Here is a 17230-nt window from a genome sequence, read left to right on the forward strand (position 1 = left end):
GGTTTTGTGCAGTGATAAACTCAGAAACGAAATCTATACAGGATCAACCTGCTATAGAGCATGAACTGGATATTCGGGCACTGTGTTATGCTTTATGGCGTGGAAAGATATGGATTATCGCACTGGCAATGATTTTCGCTGCCGTCGCTCTGGGTGCATCTTATCTGATGCAGCAAAAATGGAGCGCAACCGCTATTGTGGATTTACCGACAACCAATAATTTGGGTAGCTACTATTCGCAACAACAATTCTTGCGTAATTTAGATACCCATATCAATGCCTCGCCAGAGGCGCAATTACCGACCATTCCAGACGGGGCATACAAAGAGTTCATGACACAGGTTTCAGCGTATGACACCCGCCGTGAATTCTGGCTTCATTCTGAATATTATAAACAACGCAGGGAAGGGCAGGCCAAAGCGGATGCGGTATTGTTGGATGAATTGATTAACGATATTAAAATCACGCGCAGTGATGATAAAACGTCGTCAAATGACAGTATCAAACTGACGGCAGAAACCGCCGTTGATGCTAACCAACTTCTGCGCCAGTATATTGCGTTTGCCAACCAACGGGCGAATTCTCACCTGAACAACGAAATTAAGGGTGCGTGGGCGACACGTACCCAGTCCATGAAAGCGCTGGTGAAGCGTCAGGAAATAGTGGCAAAGGCGATCTATAGTCGTGAATTGAATGTCTTGCAGCAATCGCTAAAAGTGGCTGAGAAACAAGGTATTCACCGTAATCAGACCAATATCCCCCTCGAAGAACTCCCTGAATCCAAAATGTTTATGCTGGGCACATCATTGTTGCAAGCCCAAATGGAAACCTTGGAAGCTACAGGCCCTGATTACAGCCTCGATTATGATCAAAATATTGCGATGCTGACGACATTGAATGTTGGCCCGACTTTGCAAAATTCTTTCCTGACTTACCGTTATCTCAGAACACCGGAGGAACCCGTCAGCCGGGACAGCCCTCGCCGTGTTTTTATGATGATTTTGTGGGGAGCTGTTGGCATGTTGGTGGGTGCAGGGGTCGCTTTGGTCAGGCGCTCACGCTCTGCCTGTTCATATCAGTAACAATATAAATAAGCGACAGGTTTTTAATCCCCCTTTCTTGGAAGTATCTGCAATGATTGACAAAATAAGAGAGTCACTGTGAAAGTGTTGACTGTGTTTGGTACCCGGCCGGAAGCCATTAAAATGGCCCCGTTGGTCCATGCGTTGGCGATGGATACGGCCTTCGAAGCAAAAGTCTGTGTCACAGCCCAGCATAGAGAAATGCTGGATCAGGTATTGCACCTGTTTGGGATAACGCCGGATTTTGATCTGAATATCATGCAAAAAGGGCAGGATCTGACAGATATTACCTGCCGTATCCTGCAAGGGATGAAGCCGGTGTTGGAAGAATTTAAACCCGATGTGGTGTTGGTGCATGGTGATACCACCACAACTATGGCAACCAGTCTGGCGGCTTTCTATCAGCATATTCCGGTCGGCCATGTTGAAGCGGGCTTGAGAACGGGCGATCTCTATTCGCCGTGGCCGGAAGAAGGCAACCGTAAGATTGCCGGGCATTTGGCCATGTACCATTTTGCACCGACGGAAAATTCCCGCGACAACCTCTTAAAAGAATCCATTGCGGACCAGCGTATTTTTGTTACCGGCAATACAGTGATTGATGCGCTGCTATCTGTACGTGATCGCATCATGAATGATGAAGCCCTGTCCGGGCAGCTTGCTGAACTTTATCCTTTCCTTAACCCGAATAAAAAGATGATCTTGGTGACCGGTCACCGCCGTGAAAGTTTTGGCCGAGGGTTTGAGCGCATTTGTGAAGCCTTGGCACAGATTGCCAGGGCACATCCTGATGTTCAGGTGGTTTATCCGGTTCATCTGAACCCGAATGTCAATGAACCCGTGAAGCGCATCTTGCATGACATTGATAACGTGATCCTTATCCAACCACAGGATTACCTGCCTTTCGTCTATTTGATGAATCATGCCTATTTGATCTTGACCGATTCAGGGGGGATTCAGGAAGAAGCGCCTTCTTTGGGCAAACCCGTTCTGGTGATGCGCGATACCACTGAACGACCTGAAGCAGTTGACGCGGGAACCGTGCGACTGGTGGGAACAGAAACCCAAACTATCGTTGCGGAAGTGACGCGTCTATTGACAGATGTTAACGCTTACCAACAAATGAGCCATGCCCATAACCCCTATGGTAACGGCCGGGCTTGCCAGCGAATTCTCGAAGCATTAAGAAAAAGTCAGGTGACATTATGAGTTTTGAAACAATTTCTGTGATCGGCCTGGGTTATATCGGTTTGCCCACCGCAGCGGCATTCGCCTCCCGTCAAAAAACGGTGATTGGCGTCGATGTTAATCAACATGCGGTAGAGACGATTAACCGTGGCTCGATTCATATCGTTGAACCTGATTTAGATGAAGTGGTGAGAGTGGCGGTAGAAGGCGGTTTTCTGAAAGCCGTCACGGTGCCACAAACGGCGGATGCCTTTTTGATTGCGGTTCCGACACCCTTTAAAGGGGAGCATGAACCGGACATGGCTTATGTGCGTTCTGCGGCGGAATCTATCGCCCCTGTCTTGAAAAAAGGCGATTTGATTATTTTGGAATCCACTTCTCCCGTGGGTGCCACAGAACAGATGGCAGAATGGTTAGCTGTGGCACGTCCTGACCTTTCATTCCCGCAACAAGCGGGTGACCACTCGGATATTGATATCGCCTATTGCCCTGAGCGTGTCTTGCCGGGGCAAGTGATGGTGGAATTGATCAAAAATGACCGCGTCGTGGGCGGGATGACCGCCAAATCCTCCCGCCGGGCAAGTGAGTTGTACAAGATTTTCCTTGAAGGTGAGTGTGTGATCACCAACGCCAGAACCGCGGAAATGTGCAAGCTGACAGAAAACAGTTTCCGTGATGTGAATATCGCGTTTGCCAACGAATTGTCCCTGATCTGTGCCGAACAGGGGATCAACGTGTGGGAGCTGATTAGTCTGGCAAACCGCCATCCACGGGTCAATATCCTGCAACCCGGTCCGGGTGTTGGCGGGCACTGCATTGCCGTCGATCCGTGGTTTATCGTCTCCCAGAACCCGGAACAGTCTCGTTTAATTCATACCGCGCGTTTGGTGAATGACAGCAAGCCATTGTGGGTGGTGGATCAAGTGAAAGCCGCTGTCGCTGACTGTTTGGCTGAGAGTGGCAAACGGGCGAATGAGATTAAGATTGCCTGTTTTGGCTTGGCCTTTAAGCCGAACATCGATGATTTGCGGGAAAGCCCTGCCGTTCATATTACCAAAAGGGTTGCACAGTGGCATGCCGGGCAAACCCTCGCGATTGAACCCAATGTGCATGAGCTGCCTGATTCGCTGAAAGATTTGGTGAAGCTGGTGGATATCCAGCAGGCATTAGCAGAGGCGGACGTGGTATTGATGCTGGTGGATCATCGCCAGTTTAAAGCCATTCAGGGTGCGGCAATAAAACAAAAATGGGTGGTTGATACAAAAGGAGTTTGGCGTTGAAACGTATTCTTATTACAGGCGGTGCCGGTTTTATTGGCTCTGCGGTGGTGCGCCACATTATCGACCAGACTCAAGACTGCGTCGTGGTGGTTGATAGCCTGACCTATGCCGGTAATCTTGAATCACTGGCCTCGGTTGCGAACCATCCCCGTTATGCCTTTGAGCGGGTTGATATTCGTCAGCGTGATGCCTTAGATCGTGTGTTCCAGCAATATCAGCCGGATGCGGTGATGCATCTGGCCGCAGAAAGCCATGTTGATCGTTCCATTGACGGGCCAGCGGCGTTTATCGAAACCAATATCATCGGCACTTATACCTTGCTGGAAGCGGCACGTGCCTTTTGGCAATCGTTGGATCAGGAAAAACAGGCCAAATTCCGCTTCCACCATATTTCAACCGACGAAGTGTATGGTGATTTGCACGGTACAGAGAGCTTCTTTACGGAAACCACGCCTTACGCGCCGAGCAGCCCCTATTCCGCCTCAAAAGCGTCCAGCGATCATCTGGTCAGGGCATGGCAGCGTACCTATGGTTTACCGACCGTAGTTACCAATTGTTCGAATAACTATGGCCCTTATCATTTCCCGGAGAAACTGATCCCATTGGTGATCCTGAACGCGCTGGCAGGTAAAGCCTTGCCGGTCTATGGCAAGGGAGAACAAATCCGCGACTGGCTCTATGTGGAAGATCATGCGCGGGCGTTGTATCTGGTCGTCACCCAAGCAGAAGCCGGTAAAACCTATAATATCGGCGGGCATAATGAGCGCCGCAACATTGAGGTGGTGGAAACGATTTGTGCACTGCTGGAAGAGTTGTGCCCGGAAAAACCGGCGGGAGTGGCGTATTATCGCGATCTGATTACCCATGTGGCGGATCGTCCGGGGCATGATCTGCGTTATGCGATTGATGCGGCAAAAATTGAACGCGAACTGGGTTGGACCCCAGAGGAAACATTCGAATCTGGCATTCGCAAGACCGTACAATGGTATCTGGACAATGCGCATTGGTGGCGCCGGGTTCAGGATGGTTCTTATGCCGGGGAGCGGCTTGGGCTGGGGAATAAATAAACCCGTCAGGGGGAGCAGATGAAAGGAATTATACTGGCCGGAGGTTCCGGCACCCGTTTGTATCCAATAACGCGTGGCGTATCAAAGCAGTTATTGCCGATTTATGACAAGCCGATGATTTACTATCCGCTGTCAGTGTTAATGCTGTCGGGAATACGCGATATCCTGATTATCTCGACACCGGAAGATTTACCAGCTTTTAAACGATTACTCGGCAGTGGCGAACAATTTGGCATTCATCTTAGCTATGCCGAACAGCCTTCACCGGAGGGTCTGGCACAGGCATTTCTGATTGGCGAGGAATTTATCGGCAATGAGGCGTGTTGTCTGGTGCTGGGGGATAATATCTTTTTTGGCCAAGCGTTTAGCCCGAAACTGCAACATGTCGCAGCCAGAAACACCGGCGCAACCGTCTTCGGTTACCAAGTGATGGATCCTGAACGATTTGGCGTCGTGGAATTTGACGAGCAATATCGGGTACTGTCCATCGAAGAAAAACCGGTACAACCTAAATCCAATTGGGCGGTGACCGGCCTCTATTTTTACGACAACAAAGTGGTGGATTTTGCCAAACAGGTGAAACCTTCTGCCCGCGGAGAACTGGAAATCACCAGTATCAACCAGATGTATCTGGAGTGCGGTGAATTGAATGTTGAATTATTGGGGCGGGGTTTTGCCTGGTTAGACACCGGAACGCATGACAGCCTGATTGAGGCCAGTACCTTTGTCCAGACCGTCGAAAAACGCCAGGGCTTCAAAATTGCCTGTCTGGAAGAGATCGCATGGCGTCACGGTTGGCTCAGTGATGAGCAATTAAAAATCGCGGCGACGGAATTGGCGAAAACCGGTTATGGCAAATATCTGGTGGATCTGCTCAATGTCTATACACGCCAACCTTGAACCTTTGGCTTGGGATAGCCAATTTTTTGGCTTGTCCACTGCCCGCCTGAATTTTTCGTCAGCCGCGTCCGTGTTGACGGCTGCCGATTTGAATCAATATGCCTTGGTGCAAGCCAAGGTGGCCGCCCAACAAACTGCCACGCTTGATGAACTTGCTGCCTTGGGGTTTTCTCTGGTGGAAGGTGAAGTGGATTTACAGCTGGCGATTGGGGCGGGTACTGCCAAACCGTTAATGACGGCAAAACCACAAGATATCCCCGTATTGCAGGCTGCGGCGGCGCGTGTCTTTACCGCCAGCCGCTTCCGCGCCCCTTGGTATCAACCGGATGACAGCGGGCGATTCTATGCCGCTTGGGTTGAAAAAGCCGTTTTGGGGTCGTTTGATCACGAATGCCTGCTTATCAATAATGAACACGATCAAATCGCGGGTTTTGTCACTTTAAGGGACCTCGGTAACAGAGAAGCGCGCGTCGGTTTACTGGCCGCAGTACCGGGTCATCATCATCAAGGGATTGGCGATAAATTAATGTCGGCGGCGCAGCAGTGGTGTCAGAACCATCAGATACAACGGTTGAGAGTGGCGACACAACTCAGCAATACCCCTGCCTTGCGTCTTTATACACGTCGTGGTGCCATGATTGAGAGCACCGCCTATTGGTTATACAGAGGACGAAATGATTCCATTTAATAAACCACCCGTAGTCGGCACAGAACTTGAATACATGCAGCAAGCGATGGCGAGCGGTAAATTGTGTGGTGATGGTGAATTTACCCAACGTTGTGAAGCCTGGATGGAACAGCGTTTCAGTTGCCCGAAGGTCTTGCTGACCCCCTCTTGTACCGCGTCGCTGGAAATGGCGGCCATGCTGTTGGATATCCAGCCGGGTGATGAAGTCATCATGCCGAGCTATACCTTTGTTTCGACCTCCAATGCGTTTGTCTTGCGTGGTGCCACCATTGTGTTCGTGGATATTCGGCCGGATACCATGAACATTGATGAAAACAAAATTGAAGCCGCCATTACCGAGAAAACCCGTGCTATTGTGCCGGTGCATTATGCGGGCGTGGCCTGTGAAATGGATACCATCATGGCACTGGCGGAAAAATATCGCCTGTTTGTGGTGGAAGATGCCGCCCAAGGCGTCATGTCCACCTATAAAGGCCGGGCATTGGGCACGATTGGGCATATTGGCTGTTTCAGTTTTCATGAAACCAAAAATTACTCTGCCGGGGGTGAAGGTGGGGCAACGTTAATCAATGATAAGTCCATGATTGCCCGTGCTGAAATCATCCGTGAGAAAGGTACCAACCGCAGTCAATTTTTCCGCGGGCAAGTCGATAAATACACCTGGCGTGATATCGGTTCCAGCTATCTGTTGTCTGATCTGCAAGCGGCTTACCTGTGGGGACAACTGGAGCTGGCGGAAAAAATCAACCAGCGTCGCCTGACTTTGTGGAATAACTACTATCAAGCCCTGAAACCGTTGGCAGACGCGGGGCATTTAGCGTTGCCCATTGTGCCGGAAGGTCTGGAACACAACGCCCATATGTTCTATATCAAGCTCAAGGATGTCGAAGAGCGCGGCACATTCAACCGTTACATGAAAGAGAATGGCATCCTCAGTGTCTTCCACTACGTGGCTTTGCATACCAGTCCTGCGGGTGAGAAATGTGGCCGCTTCCACGGCGAAGATCGCTTTACCACCCGCGAAAGTGACCGCTTGGTTCGCTTGCCGATGTTCTACAACATCACTGATGCAGAACAGCAAGTCGTTATCGACCGTATCAAGGAATTTTTTGCCTGATATGTCACTTGCCAAAACTTCTGTTTGGACGGCAGGCTCCACGCTGATCAAAGTCGGCGCGGGGTTGCTGGTCATTAAACTGCTGGCGGTCTCTTTTGGCCCAACGGGTGTTGGGCAAGCCGGCAATTTCCGCCAACTCATTACCGTACTGGGGGTGCTCTCTGGCGCGGGGATTTTTAATGGTGTCACCAAATACGTCGCGGAACATCACCAGCAACCGGAAAGGCTCAGGGCGCTATTAGGCACATCGTCCTCAATGATTCTGGGTTTTTCAACCTTACTGGCGGCGCTCTTCCTTTTGTTCAGTGAAGAGATCAGTATTGGCTTGTTCGGTCACACCGATTACAAAACAGTTGTGCAGGCGCTCGCATTTATTCAAATGGGTATCGCTTATGCCAACTATTTTCTGGCTATCCTGAAAGGGTTCAGGGATGCTAAGGGAAATGCGCTGGCAATTATTTTGGGCAGCCTGACAGGGGTGCTTGCCTATGGCCTGTGTTATGGGTTGGGCGGCTACGAAGGTGCGTTAGCGGGTCTGGCGCTAGTCCCTGCATTGGTGGTTTTACCCGCTGGTTTGATGATACTGCATCACAAGGTCATTACCTTTTCTGCCTTAAAGCCGAGGTGGGATCGCGCGATTGCCGGCAATCTGGGTAAATTCACTCTGATGGCGCTGCTGACCGCCATTACCTTACCCGTGGCTTATGTCATGATGCGAAACCTGCTGGCCGCGCGTTATAGCTGGGAGGAGGTCGGGATTTGGCAGGGCGTCAGCACTATTTCGGATGCGTATTTACAATTTATCACCGCCTCCTTCACGGTCTATCTGTTGCCGACGCTTTCTCGTCTGGAGAGTAAGCAAGACATTACCCGCGAAATTGTGAAGGCCCTGAAATTTGTTTTGCCTGCTGTGGCTGTTGCCAGCTTTTCTGTCTGGCTGTTGCGTGATGTTGTTATTTGGCTGTTGTTTTCCGACAAATTCATTGCCATGCGGGATCTGTTTGCGTGGCAGTTAGTGGGCGATGTGTTGAAAGTGGGCGCTTATGTGTTTGGTTATTTAGTGATAGCGAAAGCGGCACTGCGTTTTTATCTATTGACGGAAGTGAGCCAGTTCCTTTTACTAACGGGTTTTTCTCATTGGCTGATACCCGCCAATGGGGCATTGGGGGCGGCACAGTCATATATGGCAACTTACCTTGTTTATTTCATTCTTTGTTGTAGCGTATTTATTATTTACCGCAGGCGAGCATGACAACCCTAATTCACGTTCTGGGATCGGATATCCCACATCACAATCAAACGTTACTGCGTTTCTTTAATGACGTCTTGGCTCAGGAAATCCATTTTTCCGCCAAACCGTGTTTTATGATGGTGTCTAAAGACCAGACAGGGTTAGCGGATTACCCTAACTTAACGATTTTCCTTTATAACAATAAATCTGCCTTGTCACGGGCGGTAATAGAGAAAGCGAAGGCCAATAGAGCCGTTCGTTTCTTTTTCCACGGGCAGTTTAATGCCGCTTTGTGGCTGGCTTTATTAACGGGCAAAATCAAGCGGCATCAATTTTTGTGGCATGTTTGGGGGGCGGATTTATATGAAGAATCCCGTCAACTGAAATTTCGTTTGTTCTATCTGATCCGGCGTCTGGCACAGAAGCGGGTCGGGCATATTTTTGCCACGCGCGGCGATCTCCGGTATTTTTTTCGCCATTCAACGCAGGCCAAGCCCGTGCCCTCATCATTGCTCTATTTCCCGACTCGCATGGACCCTGCGCTGACGGTGACGGAGAAAACGTTTTCACCGGATTCCCCGGATTCACAGAAAAAAATCACCATCATATTGGGAAACTCAGGGGATCAATCCAACCACCATATTGAAGCCTTGCCGAAAATTCACCGTCAGTTTGGCGATGAGGCGAGGGTGGTGATACCAATGGGTTATCCTGAAAATAACCAAGCCTATATTCAGCGTGTAGAGCAAACGGCATTGTCGTTGTTTCCGGCGCAAAATGTCCGTATTTTGACAAAACAACTCGCGTTTGATGAATACTTGGCATTGTTGCGCCAATGCGATTTGGGTTATTTCATTTTCAATCGTCAGCAGGGGATTGGAACCCTCTGCTTGTTGATTCAATTTGGTATTCCGTTTGTGTTGAGCCGTCAAAATCCATTCTGGCATGATTTAACTGAGCAGCAGATCCCGGTTCTGTTTGATGGTGATGAACTGAATAAACACTGGGTGCAGGAAGCACAGCGTCAGATGCTGTCCCTCGATAAAAAGGCGATTGCTTTTTTTGATCCCAATTTCATTGAGGGGTGGAAAACCGCCCTGTCGGTTGCATCTGGAGAGTATCGATGACCTTGACACAATTCGGTGGGCTTTTCGTTGTTTATGTCATTTCGGTGGCCTTTATTTTGACCTTGACCTATCAAGAATTTCGCCGTGTCCGCTTTAATTTTAATGTCTTCTTCTCATTGTTATATTTGCTGACATTCTATTTTGGCTTTCCACTCACCAGTCTGTTGGTTTTTCAGTTTGGTGTGCAGGTCGTGCCTGTCGATTCGTTGCTGCATGCGATGTTGGCATCGGGTTGTTTTTATGCCATTTATTATGTGGCTTATAAAACCCGAATCAGTGATAAGGCCAAATCTGGCACCGCAGGGGTGATTGCATCGCGCAAGCCGCTGTTTACCATGAACCGGGTGGAGACGAACCTGACATGGCTGTTGCTTGCCGGCATTGCTGTCTTTACGGTCGGTTCGTTCTTTATGCAGAACGGCTTTTTGCTGTTTAAGCTCCAATCCTACAGCCAGATATTTTCCAGCCAGGTTTCCGGCGTGGCACTCAAGCGGTTCTTCTATTTCTTTATTCCTGCCATGCTGGTGGTCTTTTTCCTGAAACCGACCAAGGCACGCTGGTTGTGTTTTTTAGTGGCAACAGTCGGGTTTGGTATCCTGACGTATGTCGTGGTGGGGGGAACGCGGGCGAACATCATTATCGCGTTTGCCTTGTTCCTGTTTATCGGGATTGTCCGAGGCTGGATCACATTATGGATGCTGTTTGCTGCGGGAATGATGGGCATTGTCGGTATGTTCTGGCTGGCGTTGAAGCGCTACAGTCTGGATGTGAGCGGGGCAGAAGCCTTTTATACCTTCCTGTATCTCACGCGCGATACTTTCTCGCCGTGGGAAAATTTGGCGCTATTGCTGGATAATTACAGCAAAATAGAGTTTCAGGGTCTGGCACCGATTGTCCGTGATTTTTATGTCTTTATCCCCAGTTGGGTATGGACGGACAGACCGAATCTGGTCTGGAATACCGCTAACTATTTCACGTGGGATGTATTGAATAACCACTCTGGTCTTGCAATTTCACCCACACTGATTGGTTCTCTGGTGGTGATGGGCGGCGTATTCTTTATTCCTCTGGGGGCGATAGCCGTCGGTTTTATTATCAAATGGTTTGACTGGATTTATGAAGCCGGGAAACAAGAGCGCAATCGCTATAAGGCAGCCATTTTGCAGGCGTTTTGTTTTGGTGCCATCTTTAACATGATTGTGCTGGCCCGTGAAGGTGTCGATTCGTTTGTTTCACGGGTGGTGTTCTTTTGTATTGTCTTTGGCCTGTGTCTGGTCGTGGCGAAATTGCTGTATTGGCTGTTTGAAAGTGCCGGGCTTATCCGAACGTTGATGGTCAGTAGCTTGGCGACTTCGCAAAAAACATCTGTTCTTTTGGATGTAAGGAAAAAAAATGGCATTGAATAACATTCCCAAATACCGCATTCGTGGCCTCAATATCTGGGGATTCCGCGGCATGTCGCATTTCCTCGACCACCTTTTCCAGAATGGGCAGGTCAAAACCGGCACATTGGTGGCGATTAACGCCGAAAAAGTGCTCACCGCAGAGCAAGACAATGCACTGAACATGTTGCTGGATGAGGCGGAATATTTGTACGCAGATGGCATTAGTATTGTCCGTGCCATTCGCCGTAAATACGCCGATGCGGATGTGTCGCGTATTGCAGGCGCTGATTTGTGGGAAGCCCTGATGGAGCGAGCCGGGCGTGAAGGCACGCAGGTCTTTCTGGTCGGCGGAAAACCGGATGTTTTGGCACAGACTGAAAAGAAATTGCGTGCCCAATGGAACGTGAATATCGTCGGCAGCCAAGATGGCTATTTTACCCCCGAAACGCGCGATCAGGTGCTTGAGCAAATCCACGCCAGTGGCGCTGCGATTATTACGGTGGCAATGGGATCACCCAAACAGGAAATCTTTATGCGCGACTGCCGCAAGGTACATCCGGATGCCCTGTATATGGGGATTGGCGGCACTTATGATGTCTTTACCGGGCAAGTGAAACGTGCCCCGAAAATCTGGCAAAACTTAGGTCTGGAGTGGTTGTATCGCTTGCTCTCTCAACCAAGTCGCATCCGCAGACAGATAAAGCTGTTGCGATTCCTTGGCTATTATTACGGCGGCAAGCTCTGATCCCAGTAATCTCCCTGCTTTTCTTTCTATTTTCTTTCTACCTGCCTGCTGCATCGATCTTGTGCAGCAGGTTACTGCTTCATTCCTGATCACTGTTCTTATCGTTTCTCTGCCTGTTCCCAAATCTTATGTGGCAAAAACGCGGAAAACCGACGTTTTATCATTTTTTTATTTCACTGATGGGCAAAACGTGTTTTGATCCCAGCCTTTTTACAACGATTGATTATCAATTCCTGTATTTTTCTGTTTGCAAATATAAACATCATAAAAGTGGATTAGGGAGTTTTATGAGTGATTCAAAACAGAGCCTGCAAAGGGGACTTGAGGCACGTCATATTGAGCTGATTGCGCTGGGTGGCACCATCGGTGTCGGGCTGTTCATGGGGTCAGCCAGTACCTTGAAATGGGCCGGTCCTTCTGTTTTGCTGGCTTACATGATTGCTGGGCTTTTTGTCTTTTTCATCATGCGTTCCATGGGAGAAATGTTGTTCCTTGAACCTGTCACGGGTTCATTTGCCGCTTTTGGGCATAAGTATCTCAGTCCTTATTGGGGATGCCTCACCGCATGGGGTTACTGGTTCATGTGGGTTTCTGTCGGGATCTCAGAGATCACGGCCGTGGGCGTCTATGCTGAATTCTGGTTTCCGGAATTACCCCAATGGGTTTCCGCACTGGTGGCGGTTGGATTGGTTGCCCTGGCAAATCTGGCAGCGGTCAGGCTGTATGGTGAGTTGGAATTCTGGTTTGCCATGATCAAAGTCACAACGATTATTGTGATGATCTTGGTTGGCATCGGCTTGATTTTCTTTGGTTTGGGCAATGACTGGCAACCGATTGGTTTGGATAACCTGACCTCACATGGTGGTTTCTTCTCCGGTGGATGGAAAGGCTTTTTATTTGCTCTCTGTATTGTGGTTGCGTCCTATCAGGGGGTAGAGCTGGTTGGGATTACCGCCGGTGAAGCGAAAAACCCACAAGTGACCCTGAAAAAAGCGATCAATAACATCTTATGGCGTATCCTGATTTTTTATGTCGGTGCGATTTTTATTGTCGTGACTTTGTTTCCGTGGACCGACGTCGGTGCACATGGCAGCCCGTTTGTGATGACTTTTGCGAAAGTGGGTATCGTTTCTGCGGCCGCAGTGATTAACTTTGTTGTGCTGACCGCTGCGCTGTCAGGCTGTAACAGCGGCATGTACAGCGGTGGCAGAATGCTGTATGCCTTGGCGCAGAACCGCCAATTGCCTGCTTCATTGCTGAAGTTGTCGAAAAATGGTGTGCCGGTAAGATGTATTGCCATTACCATTATTTGCCTGATTGCGGGTTCCAGCCTGAATTACCTAATACCCAATCCGCAGTCAGTCTTTGTTTACGTTTATAGTGCCAGCGTATTGCCCGGCATGGTGCCGTGGTTTGTGATCCTGGTCAGCCAATTGCGTTTCCGTAAACATCATGAGGAAGCCATGAAACAGCATCGGTTTAAATCGATTCTGTTCCCTTATGTTAACTACCTGACATTGTTTTTCCTGTGTTGTGTCTTGGTCGGCATGGCGATTAACCCGGATACACGTTTCTCGCTGATGGTCGGGGGAATATTTTTGCTGATCGTGTCATCCATTTATGGATTGATGAAGTTGTATTTGCCAAAAAGGTCCTGTTCATAGCACGGCTGCGGTGGCAATGTGCTGTCTTTATCAGCTAAATGAGTAAAGCGTAATCAAACGCATCATTTCTTTTAAAAAAGCACTGGACAGTACGACATTAAATCCGTACTATCCTCCACCGCAACGGCGTTAAGCGCCCGTAGCTCAGCTGGATAGAGCGCTGCCCTCCGGAGGCAGAGGTCTCAGGTTCGAATCCTGTCGGGCGCGCCATTTAAAGCGTGCAAGAGCAGTGATAGTGGGTTATTTTGGTAGGCAACGTTGTTGTAAAAATATTGCTATGAAAATAGCAATATGTGAAAAAAGATAGTTGTTATGGTGGCTATAGCTCAGTTGGTAGAGCCCTGGATTGTGATTCCAGTTGTCGCGAGTTCGAGTCTCGTTAGCCACCCCATCTTTTTTATGAAACGCGAGGGTGGCGGAATTGGTAGACGCGCTAGCTTCAGGTGTTAGTGTCCTTACGGACGTGGGGGTTCAAGTCCCCCCCTTCGCACCATAAAAGAGATAAAAAATATTTCGGCGAGTAGCGCAGCTTGGTAGCGCAACTGGTTTGGGACCAGTGGGTCGGAGGTTCGAATCCTCTCTCGCCGACCAGATTCTGAGAAAACCCCGCTTGTCGGGGTTTTTTCTTTTTATTTCTTTCTGCTTTTCCCGCTGATAAAAAGTTTTTTCCTTCCTGTTTCCTGTTAATTTCTGGTTGATTTTTTAGCGTAAAATTAAATGCCGTTGCGTTTATTAATGAATTAACATTCTGTTTTAAAAGCTATTTTTGTATTGGTGTTGTATTTCAACGACAAGCAGTACCATCGAATGTCTCAAATAGGAGACATTTAACACCATGATTTATATTGCCTATATGTAAACGACTCAAAAGACGTCTCAAATGAGAGACGGTCTTTTTAACGAGACTTGGTGAAAAATACGCTATCTATTCTGGAAAGCCTGGCAAATCTTGGGTAAGGAAGGTTTATCCAGACTGAGAAAATTGGCACGTAAAATGCATTAATTAAAACCGTAGATACTCATCCTACTCCTTATGACAGCCTGTGGCTTCATAAACCTCAGGATGATGTAGAGCTGATTGTCAGTGCCTATGGTCCATGTTATAGATGAATGAGCATTCTGTCTTTTCATCGCAAACCGGACATAACGTTGAGTGAGGCACTATCCGTCTGTAGACCTGATTGTATTTATACACCTGTCTTCTTTGATAGGTGTTTTTTTTGTCTGTTGATCTGCAGACCCCGGTTAACGACTCAACGGCATCCATGCACCGAATCGTTAACTGAGGCAGAAGTTATGCCTTATGCTTCGACGTCACTGTCACGCTTTAAAGTCAGCATAAAGCCTTTGTTGCGGATTTGGGTGGCTTCTTCACGCTTGTGCAATCTGTCCAGTGCATCGGCAAGCCATGCGTAATCGTGGGCATCCGGTCGCTGTGCTAATGCTGCCTTAAATGCCGATTCAGCGTTCGCCCATTCACCCTGACGCAAAGCAACCTGTCCCAGTGTACTGTTGAGCAATGGGGTAGCGCCATGTTGCTTTAATAGGTGAGAAAGCGTTTTTTGTATGGTTGTCGCATCCGTTATCTTAAGGTGTGGAATTAATAGCAGGAGACGTTCGTCATACTGCTGTTTTAGCCCATCCAAAATGAGTTGCTGGGCTGTCTCGTGATCATTGCATTCAATCAAATGCTCTGCCATCGCGACTTGCAGCACAATATCATGGCGAATTTTGCGGCTTTGATCTTTCCACCATACTTTCAGCCCGGTGCTGCCTTTCCCTGCCATAACCTGATTCATTAATCCGACGTAGGCTTGCTGACGCAATTTAACAATCTCTTCTTCACTGTGCAGGTTGGCTTTCAGCATAGAAGGCAACATATCAATCAGGGATTGATAAGCACCGGAAAGCGAGTAAGCCTGTTCAGCCAATCGCAATATTTCGGGGTGACGAGGGGTATGTTCCAGCAGTTTCTCCACCCCCTTGCGGGCGGCATGAACATCACCTTGCGCCAGTTGGACACGCACACGGCTAATATCGACGGGAAGCTGGTCTTTATCCGCAACTTCTGCCGCTTGTGCAATATAGTGGTGGGTCTGGAAATAATCACCCCGCCGTTGAGCGGCTTCGGCGGCCAGCAAATAGTTCACGACAGGCAGTTCTGCATGGTCAGCGTTGCGCGCCATCAGGCGTTCAACCTGTTTGAAGTCCCCTTCGGTGAATTTCAGCAGCGCCTGTCTGGTCTGTGAACGGGCACGGTGACGTTTATACCCGCCAAAGATCCAGCTACGGGTGGAGGTGCCGGTGCGTTTCAAGCGACGATAGCCCCAACCGAGAAAAATCAGCAGGAATTGCAGCAGAAGGAAGATGATCACCAGCCCGGTGATACTGGTGGTGATATTGTGCTCGTCCGTCTGGATCAAAACATACCCTTGATGACCAGACATCAAGGGGCCGAGCACGATCCCAGCAATCAGGATAACGAACAGCAATAAGACTTTTAGCATGTTCAGATCTCCCCGGCAGATGTTTGTTCTTGATCATCTGCCGTTTCTGTTGTGGTCGGCAGTGATTGCGCATCAGGCTGAGTGTCTGACTGGGAACCCGTTTGAGGTGGCTTGGAATGAGGCAATGGTTTTGCAGACGGTAACTGCTTTGAAGACGGTAAATTGTAGATACGCTTACGTACCAACTCTGTCAATATTGACTGACTGCTCAGTTGTTCAGGGATATCGATAGACAGCGGTCTTTTTTGCAGTGAATCCACCTCTTTTAAGAAGTTTTCTGCATCTGGGTAAGCCGTATCAAAATAGGTCTTCACCCAAGTTTGCACATCTTCCAACGCCCCCTGATAAATTTTAACCTGATGGCGGGGAACGGCCTGCGCAGCAATGAGCAGCTTGGAACGAATGTTCTCGCGCAGGTAAACCCCCTGATTAGGTGCCAACAGCGGCGCTTTGCTGTTATCACGCGGGGTAATGGTAATGAAATTATCCATAAAGCTGTGCCAGCTATTGCTGAGGTTTTGACGCCAGTCAGAGAGTGAAGCGGTAATTTCATGGTTATCTGCTTGCTCTGATGTGGCTTGCTCTACTTTATCGGCAAGGCGTAAATGATCGATCTGATTTGATAACTGATTCAGCGTCAGGATAATGCCATCCAAATCAACCTGTTTGATTTTGGTCAGAGAATCGATATCGGCCATGATAGCTTTACGGGCATAGAGCAGGCTGGGATCATCCATTTCAGCCAGATTCTGGTCAGCATCTTTCAGCAACGCGATGGCGGTGGTGATATCTTGCTCGCTCCAGACTTTTCGGCCGGCCATCTTAACGAGGGAGCTTGCCTGCGCCAGCCGCCAGTTTTCGATATCCGTATTTGACAAGGCCGAAACACGGTTGCGCAGCTCTGCAATGCGATCATCTAACTGTTGGCTTTGCGAACTGGCTCGTTGTAAGGACGTCTCCAGCGCTTGGAGTTTGGCATCAAAATTTTGTTTATTGGCAGACTGCTGCTGTGTCAGAGCCGCCATCTCTTGTTGAAGAGCAAGATTTTTGTCGCTTAATGCTGCATTCTGCTGTTGACCATGATAATAAATATAAAGGCCACCCACCCCTATCGCCAGAGAAATGGCAATTGAGAGCGTATTGCCCACCCATCCATAACTCTTGGATTTATGGGGAGCCGTTGCAGGTTGCTGAGGGCGTTTTGTCTCAACCGCATCGGTAGTTTGCTTTTGTTCCGTCATCATTGGAC

The 17230-nt window shown here is 48.9% G+C and carries 14 protein-coding genes and 4 tRNA genes; 16 read left to right on the forward strand and 2 right to left on the reverse strand.

Annotated elements, in window-relative coordinates; genetic code table 11:
• Positions 1 to 11: 11 nt before the first annotated feature.
• The 16 genes from wzzE (at position 12) to XDD1_RS01735 (ending at position 14065) form a co-directional block, all read left to right on the forward strand.
• Positions 12 to 1082, forward strand: a complete 1071-nt coding sequence (gene wzzE, locus XDD1_RS01660) for an ECA polysaccharide chain length modulation protein (protein WP_045968134.1) — start codon at positions 12 to 14, stop codon at positions 1080 to 1082.
• A gap of 78 nt (positions 1083 to 1160) precedes the next feature.
• Positions 1161 to 2291 (forward strand): non-hydrolyzing UDP-N-acetylglucosamine 2-epimerase, encoded by a 1131-nt coding sequence (gene wecB / locus XDD1_RS01665; RefSeq protein ID WP_045968136.1) that lies wholly within the window; start codon positions 1161 to 1163, stop codon positions 2289 to 2291.
• Positions 2288 to 3550 carry a UDP-N-acetyl-D-mannosamine dehydrogenase gene (gene wecC / locus XDD1_RS01670; protein ID WP_045968138.1) on the forward strand — a complete coding sequence of 421 codons (1263 nt, stop codon included), beginning with the start codon at positions 2288 to 2290 and terminating at the stop codon, positions 3548 to 3550. The genes wecB and wecC overlap by 4 nt, the downstream gene beginning before the upstream one ends.
• A complete protein-coding gene (gene rffG / locus XDD1_RS01675) occupies positions 3547 to 4617 on the forward strand; it encodes a dTDP-glucose 4,6-dehydratase (RefSeq protein WP_045968140.1) in 1071 nt (356 codons plus the stop codon). Before wecC ends, rffG begins: the two co-directional genes overlap by 4 nt.
• A gap of 18 nt (positions 4618 to 4635) precedes the next feature.
• Positions 4636 to 5517, forward strand: coding sequence for a glucose-1-phosphate thymidylyltransferase RfbA (gene rfbA / locus XDD1_RS01680; RefSeq protein WP_045968142.1), 882 nt, complete (start codon positions 4636 to 4638; stop codon positions 5515 to 5517).
• Complete coding sequence (gene rffC, locus XDD1_RS01685) at positions 5495 to 6205, forward strand: dTDP-4-amino-4,6-dideoxy-D-galactose acyltransferase (protein WP_045968143.1); 711 nt, start codon at positions 5495 to 5497, stop codon at positions 6203 to 6205. Before rfbA ends, rffC begins: the two co-directional genes overlap by 23 nt.
• Positions 6192 to 7322 carry a dTDP-4-amino-4,6-dideoxygalactose transaminase gene (gene rffA, locus XDD1_RS01690; protein WP_045968145.1) on the forward strand — a complete coding sequence of 377 codons (1131 nt, stop codon included), beginning with the start codon at positions 6192 to 6194 and terminating at the stop codon, positions 7320 to 7322. The genes rffC and rffA overlap by 14 nt, the downstream gene beginning before the upstream one ends.
• Position 7323: 1 nt before the next feature.
• Positions 7324 to 8574, forward strand: a complete 1251-nt coding sequence (gene wzxE, locus XDD1_RS01695) for a lipid III flippase WzxE (protein WP_045968147.1) — start codon at positions 7324 to 7326, stop codon at positions 8572 to 8574.
• Positions 8571 to 9680, forward strand: a complete 1110-nt coding sequence (locus XDD1_RS01700) for a TDP-N-acetylfucosamine:lipid II N-acetylfucosaminyltransferase (protein ID WP_045968149.1) — start codon at positions 8571 to 8573, stop codon at positions 9678 to 9680. Before wzxE ends, XDD1_RS01700 begins: the two co-directional genes overlap by 4 nt.
• Positions 9677 to 11086 carry an ECA oligosaccharide polymerase gene (wzyE, locus tag XDD1_RS01705; protein ID WP_045968151.1) on the forward strand — a complete coding sequence of 470 codons (1410 nt, stop codon included), beginning with the start codon at positions 9677 to 9679 and terminating at the stop codon, positions 11084 to 11086. Before XDD1_RS01700 ends, wzyE begins: the two co-directional genes overlap by 4 nt.
• Positions 11073 to 11810: a lipopolysaccharide N-acetylmannosaminouronosyltransferase gene (gene wecG / locus XDD1_RS01710; protein ID WP_045968154.1), complete on the forward strand. Its 738-nt coding sequence runs from the start codon at positions 11073 to 11075 to the stop codon at positions 11808 to 11810. Before wzyE ends, wecG begins: the two co-directional genes overlap by 14 nt.
• A gap of 287 nt (positions 11811 to 12097) precedes the next feature.
• Positions 12098 to 13474, forward strand: coding sequence for a bifunctional threonine/serine APC transporter ThrP (gene thrP, locus XDD1_RS01715; RefSeq protein WP_045973280.1), 1377 nt, complete (start codon positions 12098 to 12100; stop codon positions 13472 to 13474).
• Positions 13475 to 13607: 133 nt separating this feature from the next.
• A tRNA-Arg gene (locus XDD1_RS01720) sits at positions 13608 to 13684 on the forward strand.
• A gap of 105 nt (positions 13685 to 13789) precedes the next feature.
• Positions 13790 to 13865 (forward strand) — tRNA-His (locus XDD1_RS01725).
• Between the two features lie 15 nt (positions 13866 to 13880).
• Positions 13881 to 13967 (forward strand) — tRNA-Leu (locus XDD1_RS01730).
• A gap of 21 nt (positions 13968 to 13988) precedes the next feature.
• A tRNA-Pro gene (locus XDD1_RS01735) sits at positions 13989 to 14065 on the forward strand.
• Between the two features lie 710 nt (positions 14066 to 14775).
• On the opposite strand, the gene hemY is transcribed toward XDD1_RS01735, so the two are convergent.
• Complete coding sequence (gene hemY / locus XDD1_RS01740) at positions 14776 to 15981, reverse strand: protoheme IX biogenesis protein HemY (protein WP_045968156.1); 1206 nt, start codon at positions 15979 to 15981, stop codon at positions 14776 to 14778.
• 2 nt (positions 15982 to 15983) lie between these two features.
• A complete protein-coding gene (hemX, locus tag XDD1_RS01745; protein WP_045973281.1) occupies positions 15984 to 17222 on the reverse strand; it encodes a uroporphyrinogen-III C-methyltransferase in 1239 nt (412 codons plus the stop codon).
• Positions 17223 to 17230: the final 8 nt, after the last annotated feature.

The organism is Xenorhabdus doucetiae, from assembly GCF_000968195.1.
In the GTDB taxonomy this organism is placed as follows: Bacteria; Pseudomonadota; Gammaproteobacteria; order Enterobacterales; family Enterobacteriaceae; genus Xenorhabdus; species Xenorhabdus doucetiae.